Here is a 15,473-nt window from a genome sequence, read left to right as displayed (position 1 = left end):
CCGCAGTCCGGTAACCACCAGAATCGGCTGCACCCACCTCAGAATGGCGGTGCCTGTTCCTGCCGGCAATCTTCCTGCCCTGAATCCTTCGGTCTGGAAGGCCCCCTCCGATCCAATGCCGGACCCGGCGGGTCAAGTTCCAAATAGGGCTCGGTCCGGTAGACGCGTCCGGTCGGCGACGTCCACTCGATCACGCCGGGCGAGGGCTGACAGGCTTTCCAGTAACCGAGGGTCTTGAACCTGTGGTGCCGGCGGCAGAGGTGCTCCAGGTTTCCGTGATCCGTGGAGCCACCTTTCACCCAGTCGACGGTGTGGTCGATGTCCGCATTTGCGGTGCTGACCCGGCAGCCGGGGAACCTGCAGGTTCCGTCCCGGGCCCGAAGCCAGCGTCTGAGGCCGGCCGGGACCTTCCGCCGCCTCCCTACCCCTAGGATCTCACCGGTCTGCGGGTCCTGGGCGAGTCCGGTCCATCCGGCAGCGTTGCGGGCCAGTCTTCGGGCGGCTTCTGCGCTGATAGGTCCGTAACCGTGCAGTTCCGCTGGCTGGTCGTCGGCGCCGAAAAGGGTTTCTGCGTTGATCAAGACCATAATCTCCGCGCGGGGCACGATCACCTCGTCCGGCCCTGAGCCGTTGCCGCCGGTTCCGCTCTCATCTGCCACCGCACCGCTGCCGTCTCCCCCGTCAGCAGGCGATGAGCCGGTACCGGTAGCGCCGCCCGCCCGGCTGGCTCCGCCCATATTTCGGACGTGCGTTGAACTCAGACCGCCCATCAGCAACTGGGCCAGGATGTCGGCACGCAGTTGGTCCGTGGAGCGGCCATCGCCGGCGGCCTGTTCACCCCGCGCTGCGGTGCTGAGGGTCGTGTAGATCTGCTGGGCTTCCTCGGCCCGAAGATAGGCGGAGAGGCAGGACATGCCGTCCTCTTCGCGGTCCAGGGTGACTTTGCGCTGCTCGAAGGCGGTCAGATGCCTCTTGCTGATCGTGTCCGGAAACTTCCTCTCACGCAGTCGCCGGGCCTTAGCGGAGAACTGCGCCCGGGTCTTCCCCTCTGCAGCCTCCAGCAGATCGGCTTCAAACCCGGGCAGTTTCTCGGCGGGAACGTTCTCGCATTGCTCCAGCACCACCTGCGCATGCTGGTACGACAAGCGCCCGTCCTCCAGCCCGGCCAGGGTGGCGGCATGGGTCCCGCACAGCATGCCAGCTTCGAACATCATCCGCTGGGCGGTAACCTGCGGAACATTCAGGATGGCGGCACATTCGGAAGATGCCAGGCTGAATGCCATCGCGGGCTCGAGTTGCCCCGACGCGGCGTGGAAGTCGTCCCGAAAGATCTCATTCATCCGGTTCACCAGACGCGCCTGAAGCGCCTGCACCCAGGACATCAAATGCGCCATCCGGAACAGGGCATCGCCCACCATGTCCTCGTCATAGGCTTCAAGGTTCTGCAACGCCAATGTTCCGGTAAAACCGTCTGGGAAACCACCGGCATCCTCTCCGTTCGGACGCACGCGGCCAGCGCCTTCAGGCTCTGTGGATGCGGTTGCTGCGTCGTCGGGAGTGGAAGTGTCCTCGGACAGTTCCGCCCGGTACACCGACAGGGTGCAGGCCGCACGGGGCGCATCCGTTTCACCAGCGGTGCCATCCAGCTGCTGGTCTTCACTGCCTGGTTCTTCGGTTATCCGTTCGGTGTTTCCGAGCTGATCCATACCTCACAATTTCATCCCGCACTGACATTTCCGGGCCAAAAACAGCCTCAAACAGCCTCCTCCGAAAACCGGAAATACCCGTCTTTTGAACGCAACTACCTACCCACAAACCAAGCCGTCGGCGGCGCCCAGTTAGCACGCTCAACCCTGACACCGTGCCGACCGCCCGGCTGGGTGGCGCGGAGGACCAGACCACTAAAGGACACGGAGGACCAGACCACTAAGGGACAAGCAGCGGACAACCCGGCCACCACGGAGCAAGCCATGTAGCAAGCCATGTAGAAGCAAGCCACCGAGGACCAGACCACCGAAGATCGCTTCTGAATAAACCCTGCAGATGCAACCTACGAGAAGTTGGCCAGCGCATCCCGAAGCATCCGGTGGCCTTGTGCCTCGAACTTATGGTCGCCGACTTGGTAAGCCCACGCAGCAGTGGAGACAGCTTCGCGCAGCAGCGTTACGTTCCAGAGTTCACTGTCCCTGGAGTCCGGTCCGTACCCCTCAAAGAAGGCGGCCTCCAGATAACTGCGAGACCTCCATTGCTGCACCGCCAAGCGGCAAAGGTCGGTTGCGGCAGGCCTCAATTCGAACCGGCCGAAGTCGATGACCCTCAGCTCGCTGCCGTCCATAAGCCAGTTGCGAGGTTGCCAGTCACCATGCGTCGGAACGAGAACCACCGGCTTGGGCCGGTAGCCGTCGAGGATGGCCCTAACCCGGGCAACGTGGGATTTGGAAATGCGGTGCGGCTTCTCCAGCCAAGACAACTCTTTGGCAGTGGCCCGCACCTCATAGTCGACGTCAGTACGCGCGGTTTGCTCATGGAATATCCGCAAAAGATGCCCGGCCTGCCGATACGTCTCGGGGTCGTATTCAGCTGCGGTTCCCTCGACGAGGGAACCGTCCAAATACTCCGTGACCAAGATGTTCTCGGAACGGTCCGATTGGACAAGTTTGGGCGCACGGTTCTGCAGGGCCCACACCCTGACCCATGACTCGTGGGCGTCTATCTCACGTCCTATGTGGTGGTTGGAGGGCCCTGCCGCTTTGACTACATACCTGCGGTGTGCGTCCACTACTTCAAGGACCGCGGTATCCAGAAGGTTCCAGGAGAGATCGGTAACGAGACGCACCCCGGGCAGCCAAGACTCGACAAGTTCAGCCTGCCGCGCGCTCAACCGGTTCCGATGCCAGGTTTCCATCCCAGCAGACTATTCCAGCAGACTAGCGCCCGATCCGGCCACAGCTAACCCAGCAGCGCAGCTCCGGCGACAGTGACGGCGTCGAGCCGCTCGGCGTCATTGGCAGGCTGCGGAGGACGCTGGACCGGCACACCGGCTTCCTCGGCAATCAGGGCACCGGCGGCGTAGTCGTATTCGTTGAGACCGCGCTCGATATAGGCATCCAAGGAACCGTCCGCCACCATGCACAGGTCCAGGGCCGCGGACCCCATCCGCCGCACATCAGCGAACTCCCCGGCCAGCTGGGGCAGCGCCGCGTACTGCTCGGACCGCACGCCGGCGTCGTAAGAGAACCCGGTGCCGAGCAGCTTCCCGACCCGCTGCGGATCGGGACCGGTCAGCTTCCGGACGCTGCCGTGCTCGGCCAGCCAGGCACCGTGTCCGCGGGCGGCCGAATACACGCGTACCAGCGCGGGAGCGTGAACGACGCCGGCGAGCCACTCGCCGTCGTCGTTCACCGCTGCCACCGAGGTGCCGTAATAGACGATGTCGCGGATGAAGTTGGTGGTGCCGTCCAGCGGATCAATGGACCAGCGGATGCCGGAGGGATGCACCGGGACGGCCGGTTCCAGCTCCTCCCCCATCACTGTGTCGTGCGGGCGCAGACGCGCAAGAACCTCTCGGACCGCGACCTCGGCGGCGGTATCGAAGTCCGTGACCCAGTCGCCGTCGGCACTCTTGTTCACCGCGTTGAGGCCGCCGGCAGAGCGCTGTGCCAGCACAGCGGCACCCGCTGCGGCCGCCTCGCGGGCCACTTCGAGCAGTTCCAGCGGGTCCGCCGCGTCGGGCAACGGCATCATTCGGACTCCCCGGCCGGCACGGACTCCGGCCCGGATTCAGCAGCCGGAACCGGCCCGCCAGGTACGGATCCCTCGGCCAGCAGCGTGCGGAAGCCGTCTTCGTCGATTACGCGGACCCCCAGCTGCTCGGCCTTGTCCAGCTTGGTGCCGGCGTTCTCCCCGGCCACCACGTAGTCGGTTTTCTTGGAGACCGAGCCCGAAGCCTTGCCGCCGCGGGTCAGGATGGCTTCCTTCGCTTCGTCGCGGCTGAAGTTGGGCAGCGTGCCCGTGACGACGACGGTCAGGCCCTCCAGCGTCCGCGGCATGGATTCGTCGCGCTCGTCGGCCATCCGGACCCCGGCGGCCGCCCAGGCGTCCACGATCTCGCGGTGCCAGTCCTCGGCGAACCATTCCTTCAGGGCGGCCGCGATGGTCGGGCCGACGCCGTCGACATGCGCCAGCTGCTCTTCCGTGGCGGCGCGGATGGCGTCCATGGAGCCGAAGGCACCCGCCAGGGCGCGTGCCGCCGTCGGGCCTACGTGCCGGATGGACAGGGCCACAAGGACCCGCCACAGCGGCTGGGTCTTGGCCTTCTCAAGCTCGGTGAACAGCTTGTGCGTGGTGGCGCTGGGCACGGACGGCTTCTTGGCGGTGCCCTTGGTGTAGAAGTAGGGCACGAGTTCGGTGCCGTCCACCACGCCCTTGACTCGCTTCGGCCGTTCGATCCGCACGTCCGCCAGGTCTTCGATCTTCAGGTCGAACAGACCCGCCTCGCTGGTGAGCGGCGGGGTTTCCGGCTCGGCCGGCGAGGTGAGCGCGATAGCCGCTTCCCAGCCGAGCGCTTCGATATCGAAGGCACCGCGGCCGGCCAGGTGGAACACCCGCTCGCGCAGCTGCGAGGGGCAGGACTTGGAGTTGGGGCAGCGGATGTCCACGTCCCCTTCCTTGGCCGGCTTCAGCTCCGTGCCGCAGGAGGGACAGTGGGTGGGCATCACGAAGTCGCGTTCACTGCCGTCACGGAGTGCGACGACGGGGCCCACGATTTCGGGGATCACGTCACCGGCCTTGCGCAGCACCACTGTGTCGCCGATCTTCACACCCTTGGCCTTCACCACGTCCTGGTTGTGCAGCGTGGCCATTTCCACCGTCGAACCGGAGACCAGCACCGGCGTCATCATCCCGTAGGGCGTGACCCGGCCGGTGCGGCCAACATTCACGCGGATGTCCAGCAGCTTGGTGTTCACTTCCTCCGGCGGGTACTTGTAGGCCACGGACCAGCGCGGCACGCGGGATGTGTTGCCCAGTGCGCGCTGCAGGCCGAAGTCGTCCACCTTGACCACGATGCCGTCGATTTCGTGGGAGAGATCGTGCCGGTGCTCGCCGTTGTCGGCAATGTACTTCAGCACTTCTTCGTAAGTGTCCAGCACCTTGTAATAGGGCGACGTCGGCAGTCCCCACTGCTTCAGCAGTTCGTAGGTCTCGGACTGGCTCGCCACGTTGAGTCCTTCGCGTGCCCCGATACCGTGCACGTACATGCTCAGCGGGCGGCGGGCGGTGACGTCGGGGTCCTTCTGCCGCAGGGAACCGGCGGCGGCGTTGCGCGGGTTGGCGAACGGCGCTTTGCCCGCTTCCACCATGGTTTCGTTCAGGTGCGCGAATTCCTTCGAGGGGATGAAGACCTCGCCGCGGATTTCCATTTCCGCCGGCAAGTCCTCGCCCTTGAGAGTGCGCGGGATGGAGGCGATGGTGAGTACGTTGTGGGTGATGTCCTCACCCGTGGTGCCGTCCCCGCGGGTGGCGGCCCGGACCAGTTCGCCGTTGCGGTAGAGCAGGTTGACCGCAAGGCCGTCGATCTTGAGCTCGGTGAGCCACTTGATCTTCGCACCGGGGGCAATGTTGGCCACGGACGCTTCGGCCTTGCGTACCCAGGCGTCGAGCTCATCAAGGGAGAAAACATCCTCGAGGCTGTACATACGTTGCAGGTGTTCCACCGGAGAGAAGGCCGCGGATACTTCGCCGCCTACTTCCTGGGTGGGTGAGTCGTTGGTGACCAGTTCGGGGTGCAGCGCCTCGATCTCTTCCAGGCGGCGGTAGAGCCGGTCGAACTCGGCGTCCGAAACCAGGGGTGCGTCTTCGTTGTAATACGCGAAGCGGTAGCGGCGCACCTGCTCGGCGAGCGTCTGATATTCCTCGCGCAGGTCCCCCGCGGGCGGGGTATCTGTGCTGACCGACTCGACGGCGGCTTCGGTGTCCGTGGGTTCAGGGGAAGTCTTGGCTGTGCTCACCTAACCAATCTTGCCGTATCGCGTCCGGTTGCGGGAGTTTTGCGGGACTGCGACGCCGGGGCGTCGGCGTCGGCGTCGGCGTCGGCGTCGGCCGATCCTACTTCTTCAAGTCCTTCTCAAGCATTTGGATATCCTCAAGCTCCTCCCAGCGGAAGGTCCCCACATACTCCCCAAAACTGAGCCTATGAATTTCGGGGATTTCCCCTCGATCCACCTTCACCTGCTGATGCGGATCAACACCCACACGGGCGTGGACAATACCGTTCTCGTATTGGACCAGACCAAGGTCGTTGCCCTTCCACTTAGCCGTTACCTCCACCTTGACTAAACGGTCAAGCGCCTCCTTCGAAACCTCAAGCATCCAACTCGCGGGTCGACCGAATTCATTCACATCACCCGAGGCGTACCACTCCGGTCCAGGCCGGTCCGCGCCACTTGTCCAAAGCAAATAGACCGGGTACCTAAACGGACTCGCTCCAAAGCACTGACCTCTCCACACCGCGTAATGCTGTGGGCACAGCATCCCATTAGGGAGTCTCTCCGCCGGACGCTTCACAACCGGACGCCCCTTTCCCGCATCGGCGTCATCCGGCGCCGGGCCGGTCGGTTCCTGAAAATCACGAGCACCTGCTTTCCATTCCGCCAGACAGCTATCTGCTGATAGTTCCTACTTCTTCAGGTACTTCTCGACGATTTGGATAGGTGCCACCCCGGCATGAACGAGTAGCCGTTCCCGCCGCACGCGCTTCGAGCCTTAGGACTGCCAATCCTCTGGTACGCCTTCATCGAGAAGTCGAGCTAAATCCCGCTCCAACTCCGCGCGCTGCAAAACCACATCCACTGCCACTGACTCTTCAGGCACCTGCCAACCCCCTAATATCTGGAACCCTAGCCCGCGACGGGCTTGAGCCGGTTCTGGAACATCTCGACATCCGTGACGGCGGACTCCGGCTGAACCGTCCAGTAGACCCCGGCATCTGCCTTGTTCAAGCCCAGCGACTCTGCGACGTCAGCGTTGTGCCCGGTGTAGAACAACCGGAAGATGCGTGCACCGCCGTCGTGCGCCACATCCGTAATCCGGAAGGGATGCCCCTGCCACCGGCACACCGCATTGACCTCGAACAGGTCATCCAACTCGGAGACCGGCACCTCCCGGCTCCAGCAGCCGCGCATCGTCCGCCGGAACCCGGTGATCTCGGCCGGCGGCTCCGACGCCGCAGCCAGCACCGCCTTGTCACCCACCACGTCCGCCGGGAACTGGAAACCGTCCCAGACCGCTACCCAACCGATCACCGTCTGCGGCACCGTGTGCGCAGGACTGGAGATACCGGAACCCTCGAGGATGCCCCACCCCGAGGCTGCGTCAATGTACATCGCCAGCAACTGATCCTGCTGACCTTCCCGGATCCGCCACAGCTGCGCACGCGGGGGAATCCGGCACTCGTCCAGGAACCACACCGGCGCAACGCCCCCGCCCCAGCGGGCAAACCCGGTACCGGTGAACGGCGGCCGGTCCACGAACTCCGGCGCCGTCGCCGAATGCACGTAGACCGACGGCGGCGCCTGGAACCGCAGCACGTCGAGGTAGCCGGCGGCCGGATCCCACGGCGAGCCCGGGAAGCCCAGCCCGTGGGCCTCGTACAGCTCCCGGGGCGACTTCATCTGTGCGACGTCGGCGGCGTTCAGGACGAACCCGGCGATCGTGTCGCGGTTGCCCTCCACCATCGTGCCCACATGGGCCGGGCTTAGCGGCTTTTCAAAAATCAAGTTCCCTGCTTTCTTTATGAAACATGGCCGCCAAACCCGAGCTTTGGAGCCAGCCACGCCGGGATATGCTCCGGATCACGTGGAAACTTCTGCTGGTCCTGCTTATAGGACTGGTCGGCAAGCGGGAAACTCCAGTCCGCTTCCTGGTCAAAGTTGTAGTGCGTTTCCACATGGCCATGGCTATCAATACGCATTTCCATGGAGAACCATGTGCCGTACCCCGGCCGATACATTAGCTTGCGTAGCTGCCTCAGCAGAGCGAAGTCATCGTCCGACGAGTCGACAGGTTGTACGACGCCGTTTCGCTCAACATGGAGAAGACCTTCCGTCACCCTTCCCGCAGACGCCGCCTCGTACCTCAAGGACTGCCACCCCTCCGGCACGCTCGCGTCCAGAACACGAGCCAGATCCCGTTCCAGCTCCGTCCGCCGCAGAACCGCATCCACTGTCACTGACTCTTCAGACACGTCCCTGTTCCCCCTAATGAAACGGATAATCACAGCTAATGGCCGGACGGGAGCCTGGGCTCCCACCCGGTGGAACTAGTTGGAAGCGCCGCCAAGCCCGAGCTTCGGAGCCAGCCACGCAGGAATATGCTCCGGATCCCGCGGGAACCTCTGCTGGTCTTCTACATAGGACTGGTCAGACAGAGGGAAAGTCCAGGCTGCCTCTTCGTCATAGTTATAGTGCGTCTCAGCCTGCCCCTGGTCACCGATCTTCACGGTCAGGGAGAACCAGGTACCGTACCCCGGCCGGTACATCAGCTTGCGCAACTCCTCGACGAGGTCGAAGGAGTGATCCGAGGGTTCCTCCTTCTTCACCACACCGTTCCGGTCGACGAAGAGCTGGACCTCCGAAACAGTACCGGCCTCACGCCCCTCGAAGCGGAGTGACCGCCAGCCAGCCGACACACTCCCGTCCACCTCGCGCGCTAACGCCGTCTCCAACTCGGAACGACGCAGAATCAAATCCAGACCACCCAATGCTTCAGGCATTAGTCAGCCGATGTTCTGGACGGCGGACTTCGCCCGGGCACCCGCACCCGCAGCCGTCTCATCATTCTGCGACAGCGTCTGCTTCACCAACGCAATAATGTTCCGCGTCTCATTGGCAGCATTCCGGAAACGGTTCTCCACCGCCTGGTAATCCTCCGACACACCATCAGCCTGGAAATCCGACATAGCCGCATTCACAGCCTTCTCACGCTCACCGATCAACGACTCCAGCCGGGCAACAATCGACTGGATATCCCCCTGCACCGCAGAGGAAGTATCAGTGTCATAGCTCAAACGATCCTGGGACATGGCAAATCCTTTCAACACCGGCACCCACGCGCCGGAAAGCAACGGAACTAAGGAAGAACTGAAAAAGGGACAGAAGAACTAGCGCGAAGAACCAAAACGCGCAGAGTCGAACGACGCCGACCCCTGCTGCTGGGCCGCATTGTCCGCAGCCTCCTGGTCACCGGTCTGGAAGTGCCGGTCCATCTCCGACTGACCCATCAGGATCGCCGAGAGGGAGCTGTTGAGCTCATTGGCAACCTCGTCCGTGCGGGCCTTGAACTCGTCAAACTTCACCCGGCCGGCACCGTTGAACTTGCCCTCCAGCGGCGCCGCAGCCTCCATCAGGCTCCGGACCAGCTGACCCAGATCCTCATTGGAGGAACTCGTCTGCTGCGTCAACGTCCCAAGGGTCGAAGAACCCATATCAAACTTCATGGCAAACCACCTTTTCGGCACCCCTCGGCGCCCTCGTCCGAACTGTTCCCCCGAGCAGCGGACGAATTCACCAAAGGTAAATCCCGTTCCGTTTGCCGGTAACCCCCATCAAACCCACCAAAACCAACCCGGTCAAGGAAAACACATGGGCAGAACTACCCATCGAGATCGAGCTCGAATAAAAGGGCCATGCAGGCGGTTCGGTTAAAACAACAACGGCGCCGGATCCAGCCCGGCGCCGTTGTGTTGTGCAATCAGTGATTAGCCGATGTTTTGGACGGCGGACTTCGCCCGGGCACCCGCACCCGCAGCCGTCTCATCATTCTGCGACAGCGTCTGCTTCACCAACGCAATAATGTTCCGCGTCTCATTGGCAGCATTCCGGAAACGGTTCTCCACCGCCTGGTAATCCTCCGACACACCATCAGCCTGGAAATCCGACATAGCCGCATTCACAGCCTTCTCACGCTCACCGATCAACGACTCCAGCCGGGCAACAATCGACTGGATATCCCCCTGCACCGCAGAGGAAGTATCAGTGTCATAGCTCAAACGATCCTGGGACATGGCAAATCCTTTCAACACCGGCACCCACGCGCCGGAAAGCAACGGAACTAAGGAAGAACTGAAAAAGGGACAGAAGAACTAGCGCGAAGAACCGAAACGCGCAGAGTCGAACGACGCCGACCCCTGCTGCTGGGCCGCATTGTCCGCAGCCTCCTGGTCACCGGTCTGGAAGTGCCGGTCCATCTCCGACTGACCCATCAGGATCGCCGAGAGGGAGCTGTTGAGCTCATTGGCAACCTCGTCCGTGCGGGCCTTGAACTCGTCAAACTTCACCCGGCCGGCACCGTTGAACTTGCCCTCCAGCGGCGCCGCAGCCTCCATCAGGCTCCGCACCAGCTGACCCAGATCCTCATTGGAGGAACTCGTCTGCTGCGTCAACGTCCCAAGGGTCGAAGAACCCATATCAAACTTCATGGCAAACCACCTTTTCGGCACCCCTCGGCGCCCTCGTCCGAACTGTTCCCCCGAGCAGCGGACGAATTCACCAAAGGTAAATCCCGTTCCGTTTGCCGGTAACCCCCATCAAACCCACCAAAACCAACCCGGTCAAGGAAAACACATGGGCAGAACTACCCATGTGGCCAGTGCCCGCGGATAATGTTCCGGCTATTCCCAAAGCGCCCGCCGCCGTCGGACGGCAGCAGTCCTTGCGGTGGTGCGCCCTGACTGCTAGGCCTGTTGATAGATAAACTGCGGTAGAAGCAGTCGCCGCTTTTGCGGCAGACCTCGCGATGAAGGGAAGTGCGGCGTGGCCAGGAAAGAACCCCGCGTGAAGGAAGTCAACGAGAGCGACATAGAGGTCAAGGGAGAGCCGAAGGAGTGGGCGGCGGGACTTCCTGCCGTCTACCACTCCATGAAACCCGCCATTGAACACATGGGGCTCGCCCGTGCCTTGGGGACCACCTTCCGCATGAATCAGAAGCACGGCTTCGACTGCCCGAGCTGCGCGTGGCCGGACCCGAAGGACCGCAGCCCGTTCGAATACTGCGAAGAAGGTGTCAAGGCCGTCACGTGGGAAGCCACCCCGGTGGTTATTTCCTCGGACTTCTGGGCCGAACACAGCCTCACGGACCTGCGCGGGCGCTCGGAATACTGGTTGGGCATGCAGGGCCGGCTGACCGAGCCCCTGTACAAACCCGCCGGTGAAGACCATTACCGTCCCGTCGGCTGGGATGAAGCACTGGGGATCGTGGCCGACCGGCTCAAGGCCCTGGATTCCCCGCACGAAGCAGCGTTCTACACCAGCGGGCGTACCTCCAACGAGGCAGCCTTCCTGTACCAGCTGTTCGTTCGCGCCTATGGCACGAACAACCTGCCCGACTGCTCCAACATGTGCCACGAGTCCTCAGGCTGGGCCATGGGCCAGACCATCGGAATCGGCAAGGCCACGGTAACCTATGACGATTTCGGGCAGGCCGACCTGATCATCCTCATGGGCCAGAACCCGGGCACCAACCATCCGCGCATGCTCACCGCACTGGAACTGTGCAAGCGCAACGGCGGCAACATCGTAGCCGTGAACCCGCTTCCCGAAGCCGGGCTGAAGCGCTACAAGAACCCCCAGAAGGCCCGGGGCATCGCAGGAAAGGGCACCGAGCTCGCGGACCAGTTCCTGCAGATCCGGCTCGGCGGGGACATGGCCCTGCTCCAGGCCATTTCCAAGCGGGTGTTCGAGGCAGAGGACAAGAACCCGGGAACCGTCCTCGACCACGAATTCCTCGAGGAGCACTGCGAGGGGCTGGCAGACCTCAAGGAACATCTGCTGCTGCTCGACGATGAGGAAGTGCTGGAAGCCACCGGGCTGCGCGCCGAGGAAATCGACGAACTGGCCGAGCGCTACCTGCGGGCTGAAAAGGTGATCATCACCTGGGCAATGGGCATCACCCAGCAGAAAAAGGGCGTTGCCACCATCAAGGAGATCATCAACCTCCTGCTGCTGCGCGGCAACATCGGCAAGCCCGGTGCCGGCGCCGCCCCCATCCGCGGGCACAGCAACGTTCAGGGCGACCGCACCATGGGCATCTGGGAACAGATGCCGGGGACCTTCCTGGACGCACTCGGCAAGGAATTCAACTTCGACCCGCCGCGCGACCACGGCGCCGACGCCGTGGAAACCTTCCTCAGGATGCAGGACGGCCGGATCAAATTCTTCATGGCACTCGGGGGCAACCTGATCTCCGCCATCTCGGACACCCAGTTCGCCGAGGCTGCCATGCAAAAGACGGACATGACCGTGCAGATGTCCATCAAGCTCAACCGCTCCCACCTGGTCACCGGCAAGGAAGCGCTGATCCTTCCGGTTCTGGGCCGCACCGAAATCGACGTCCAGGAAACCGGCCGGCAGTTCGTTTCGGTGGAGGACACGGTCTGCGTGGTCCATGCCTCGCACGGCGGGGTGGAACCTGTCTCGAAGAACCTGCTCTCCGAACCGGCCCTCGTCGCCCGGCTCGGTGCCCTGGTGATCGGCGACCGGATTGACGCCGACTGGGCCGGCTTCGAAAAGGACTACGACCTGATCCGGGACCACATCTCGCGGGTAGTGGAGGGCTGCGAAGACTACAACGAGCGGATCCGGCACGAGGGCGGGTTTGTACTGCCCAACGGCCCCCGCGATTCGCGGTCCTTCCACACCCCGACGGGCAAGGCCGTCCTTACGGTTAATGACCTGGAAGCGGTGCAGCGTCCGGAAGGCACCCTGCTGCTGCAGAGCATGCGTTCACATGACCAGTGGAATACCACCATCTACGGGCACAATGACCGGTACCGCGGCATCAAGGGTGGCCGCCACGTGCTGTTTATGAACTCCGGCGACATCGAGGAACTCGGCCTGGCAGACGGCCAGTACATCGACATCCACGGTGTCCACCACGACGGCGCCGAGCGCGTCCTGCGCAATTTCCGGGTGGTCTCCTACCCCACGCCCAAGGGCTGCGTAGCTGCGTACTACCCGGAAGCCAACGTGCTCGTACCGCTGGACCATGTTGCCGAGGGCAGCAACACCCCGGTGTCCAAGACCGTGCTGGTCCGGGTGGAACCGGCCGCACAGCAGGCTGCGGGGCCGGAAGACAAGATGCGCCGCGAAACGGCTCCGGTGTAGGGCACCCACGTAGGCAGCAACAGCCAAGACGCACAACAGGCCAGGACTTCGGTCCTGGCCTGTTGTTGTATCTTCGGATGGGTGGGCCCGCAATGACCTGGCCCCAACGGGCTGCTTACTGGGCAGAGCCCTTCCAACCCGGCTGGTCCGACCCTTCCAGACCGGTCTCGGCCAGCTGGAAGGCGGTGCCTGCCGCCTTTTGAACCGCTTCTTCCGAGGATTTCCGCCCGCTGGTAGTGGTGAGTCCGGCTGCGTACCCGACCACAAAGGCGCTGACCAGGCCCGCGTTGTCTGCAACGGTCTCGGCCGATTTCTCCCCCAGCTCCACAAGCATCTTGTGGTCCACTTCAAGATCCAGGATCTGCAGCGCCTGGGTGAGGCGCCTGCTCCAGTCGTTCAGTCGGCGCTCTTCCATCTCCGGGTTGGTGCTCATTGCGGCTCCTTCATCGGTGCGTGTGCGGTAAGTAATTAGTCAAGCTTTAGCACCCGTGGCCCGGCACACACAACGTACGCCTCAGCTTCAACGGTGCGGCTCCGGCGAGTGTGACGCAGACCCCACCCGGATCGTGTAAGGATATGTCGGTACTTGTCCAAGTGGTGGGGGGACTTATTTTGGCGAGCGATTATGACAATCAGCTGATCGAATCCGTGACCGTGCGCCGGAACCGGCTGCTCGGCGCCCTGCTGTACGGGGAAAACCCGAACGAGCGCCGGTGGATGGACAGCGTGCGCCTGTTCCTGTTCAGCGTGGCGGCCGCAGCAGTCATCGCCGCGGTCTGCGTGGGGTACTCCTTTGTCAGCAACCTCCTGGAAGAGAACCGCCAAAAGCAGGAAGAGCAGCGCCGGCAGCAAAACTCTGCTCCGCACCGCTCTTCGGACCCCCACGGGGCGGATTACGACGCCGGCCCCGCCGGCGGCCGGTACAACGTTGCCTTTTCGATGCAGACAGGATCCTAGCCGCCATGGCCCATGCCTTCACCCGAGTGACACTGATCGGCTCCCGGCGCCATCTGGACCTGTTGCTGCCGTCGGACCAGCCCGTCGGCGCACTGATGCCGCAGGTACTGGAGCTGCTGAACGACCAGCCGGCGGACGAGGTAGCCGCCAAGGTACTGGTCGGACCCGACGGCACAGAGCTGGCCGCGGAGAGCACGCTGAGCAGTGCGGAAATAGCCGATGGTTCCTCTCTGCTGCTCTGCAACGCCTCCGAGGCGCCGCCCGCCGCCGTCGTCTATGACGTCACGGACCTGGTGGTCAGCGAGACCGAGGCTGTCTCGGGACGCTGGACCGACAGGTTCCGGGAGCTGACCGCCGGTGTCTCCGCCGCCGTCGGCCTGTGGGCAGGGGCTGAGATCCTGCTGGGCTCGGTGGCCCCCGACGACGCCTGGTGGCTGCTGCTCTCCGCATCCCTGGTACTCCTCACTGCCGGCACCGCGCTGGCACGGCCGCCCCGAACCTCCGCCATCGGTCCAACCCTGCAGGGGGCCGGCTGGCTGCTGGGACTCGGCGCCCTGCTGCGCGGAGATCTGGACCCGGAAACAACCCTGCTGTTGATCGCCGGATTGTCCGTACTGACCCTTGTGGGAGTGGGACTCAGCGCAGCCAACCCGCGGGCGCTCTTCACGGGCGCCGGCACCCTTGCCCTGGCCACCGTCATCTGGGCGGCGGCGGGACTCATTTCCGAGAACCCTCCCCGCGCGGCAGCACTGGCCGCGGTATCGAGTGTTCTCCTGCTCGGCCTGCTCCCGAAACTGGCATTGTCCGCCTCCGGCCTGGCAACCCTGGATGACCAGCGTGCCACCGGTGGAACCATCAGCAGGACGGATGCGCTCGAGGCCGTGGCCGGCGCCCATCGGGGGCTCACCCTGGGCGCGATCCTCACGTCGGTTTCCATAGCGTTGGGGCTCTGGGTGCTCGGCACCGACACGGAGCACCAGAAATGGACGCTGCCGCTGCTGTTCGCCCTGACCCTGGCGGTTTTCCTGCGGGCGCGGTCCTTCCCGCTCGCGGCCGAACGCATCTCGCTGTACGCCGCATCGGGTGTGGGGCTGACCGCCCTCACGGTGGCGTCCCTGCGGTTCTTCTCCTCCGCGCCCTGGACTGTGGGCCTGGCGGTACTGGTTCTCGCCGCCTGCATCGCGGTCAGCCTGACCCTTGATCTGCCGGACCACGCCGAAGCCCGCATCCGGCTGCTCGCCAAACGTCTGGAGACCTTCGCCATCCTGGCCTCTATTCCCCTGGTCATCGGGATGTTCGGCATCTACTCCCAGCTGCTGGGCAGCTTCTGATGCGCGAATCGCCTCATCTGCGGGTCTG

At 63.6% G+C, this 15,473-nt stretch carries 16 protein-coding genes; 4 read left to right on the top strand and 12 right to left on the bottom strand.

From position 1 onward, the window contains the following. Positions 1 to 38 precede the first annotated feature (38 nt). The 4 genes from N2K98_RS05200 to ligA form a co-directional block, all read right to left on the bottom strand. Entirely contained in the window at positions 39 to 1,706 is a 1,668-nt protein-coding gene (locus N2K98_RS05200) for an HNH endonuclease (RefSeq protein ID WP_255866549.1), read from the bottom strand. 344 nt (positions 1,707 to 2,050) lie between these two features. Further along, a complete protein-coding gene (locus N2K98_RS05195; RefSeq protein WP_255866548.1) occupies positions 2,051 to 2,905 on the bottom strand; it encodes a phosphotransferase in 855 nt (284 codons plus the stop codon). A gap of 44 nt (positions 2,906 to 2,949) precedes the next feature. Then, a complete protein-coding gene (locus tag N2K98_RS05190; RefSeq protein ID WP_255866547.1) occupies positions 2,950 to 3,744 on the bottom strand; it encodes an inositol monophosphatase family protein in 795 nt (264 codons plus the stop codon). After that, the gene (gene ligA / locus N2K98_RS05185) at positions 3,741 to 6,008 is read right to left on the bottom strand and encodes an NAD-dependent DNA ligase LigA (protein WP_255866546.1); all 2,268 of its coding nucleotides are present in this window, start codon (positions 6,006 to 6,008) and stop codon (positions 3,741 to 3,743) included. The genes N2K98_RS05190 and ligA overlap by 4 nt, the downstream gene beginning before the upstream one ends. A gap of 184 nt (positions 6,009 to 6,192) precedes the next feature. Between ligA and N2K98_RS05180 the strand changes: the two genes are divergently transcribed. After that, on the top strand, positions 6,193 to 6,336 hold the full coding sequence (locus tag N2K98_RS05180; RefSeq protein ID WP_255866545.1) for a hypothetical protein: 144 nt from the start codon (positions 6,193 to 6,195) through the stop codon (positions 6,334 to 6,336). 560 nt (positions 6,337 to 6,896) lie between these two features. Here the strand turns inward: N2K98_RS05180 and N2K98_RS05175 are convergent. From N2K98_RS05175 to N2K98_RS05145, 7 genes are all read right to left on the bottom strand, one after another. Beyond that, on the bottom strand, positions 6,897 to 7,775 hold the full coding sequence (locus tag N2K98_RS05175) for a hypothetical protein (protein WP_255798900.1): 879 nt from the start codon (positions 7,773 to 7,775) through the stop codon (positions 6,897 to 6,899). Between the two features lie 14 nt (positions 7,776 to 7,789). Further along, a complete protein-coding gene (locus N2K98_RS05170) occupies positions 7,790 to 8,242 on the bottom strand; it encodes a hypothetical protein (RefSeq protein ID WP_255866544.1) in 453 nt (150 codons plus the stop codon). Positions 8,243 to 8,317: 75 nt separating this feature from the next. Further along, a complete protein-coding gene (locus N2K98_RS05165) occupies positions 8,318 to 8,770 on the bottom strand; it encodes a hypothetical protein (protein ID WP_255866543.1) in 453 nt (150 codons plus the stop codon). A gap of 3 nt (positions 8,771 to 8,773) precedes the next feature. Then, positions 8,774 to 9,079, bottom strand: a complete 306-nt coding sequence (locus N2K98_RS05160) for a pore-forming ESAT-6 family protein (protein WP_227924368.1) — start codon at positions 9,077 to 9,079, stop codon at positions 8,774 to 8,776. A 78-nt stretch (positions 9,080 to 9,157) separates the two neighbouring features. Then, positions 9,158 to 9,493, bottom strand: a complete 336-nt coding sequence (locus tag N2K98_RS05155) for a hypothetical protein (RefSeq protein WP_255767095.1) — start codon at positions 9,491 to 9,493, stop codon at positions 9,158 to 9,160. A gap of 261 nt (positions 9,494 to 9,754) precedes the next feature. Then, positions 9,755 to 10,060: a pore-forming ESAT-6 family protein gene (locus N2K98_RS05150; protein ID WP_227924368.1), complete on the bottom strand. Its 306-nt coding sequence runs from the start codon at positions 10,058 to 10,060 to the stop codon at positions 9,755 to 9,757. A gap of 78 nt (positions 10,061 to 10,138) precedes the next feature. Next, positions 10,139 to 10,474 carry a hypothetical protein gene (locus tag N2K98_RS05145; RefSeq protein WP_255767095.1) on the bottom strand — a complete coding sequence of 112 codons (336 nt, stop codon included), beginning with the start codon at positions 10,472 to 10,474 and terminating at the stop codon, positions 10,139 to 10,141. A 334-nt stretch (positions 10,475 to 10,808) separates the two neighbouring features. Here N2K98_RS05145 and N2K98_RS05140 point away from each other — a divergent pair, with 334 nt between their 5' ends. Then, positions 10,809 to 13,157, top strand: coding sequence for an FdhF/YdeP family oxidoreductase (locus N2K98_RS05140; protein WP_255798633.1), 2,349 nt, complete (start codon positions 10,809 to 10,811; stop codon positions 13,155 to 13,157). Between the two features lie 115 nt (positions 13,158 to 13,272). On the opposite strand, the gene N2K98_RS05135 is transcribed toward N2K98_RS05140, so the two are convergent. Beyond that, on the bottom strand, positions 13,273 to 13,590 hold the full coding sequence (locus N2K98_RS05135; protein ID WP_255866258.1) for a DUF6457 domain-containing protein: 318 nt from the start codon (positions 13,588 to 13,590) through the stop codon (positions 13,273 to 13,275). A gap of 143 nt (positions 13,591 to 13,733) precedes the next feature. Here N2K98_RS05135 and N2K98_RS05130 point away from each other — a divergent pair, with 143 nt between their 5' ends. Then, complete coding sequence (locus N2K98_RS05130) at positions 13,734 to 14,114, top strand: hypothetical protein (protein WP_255798631.1); 381 nt, start codon at positions 13,734 to 13,736, stop codon at positions 14,112 to 14,114. 5 nt (positions 14,115 to 14,119) lie between these two features. After that, a complete protein-coding gene (gene eccD, locus N2K98_RS05125) occupies positions 14,120 to 15,445 on the top strand; it encodes a type VII secretion integral membrane protein EccD (protein WP_255866257.1) in 1,326 nt (441 codons plus the stop codon). Positions 15,446 to 15,473 lie beyond the last annotated feature (28 nt).

It is taken from the genome of Arthrobacter jinronghuae (assembly GCF_025244825.1).
Taxonomy (GTDB): domain Bacteria; phylum Actinomycetota; class Actinomycetes; order Actinomycetales; family Micrococcaceae; genus Arthrobacter_B; species Arthrobacter_B jinronghuae.
This window is presented reverse-complemented; position numbering and strand designations above follow the sequence as displayed.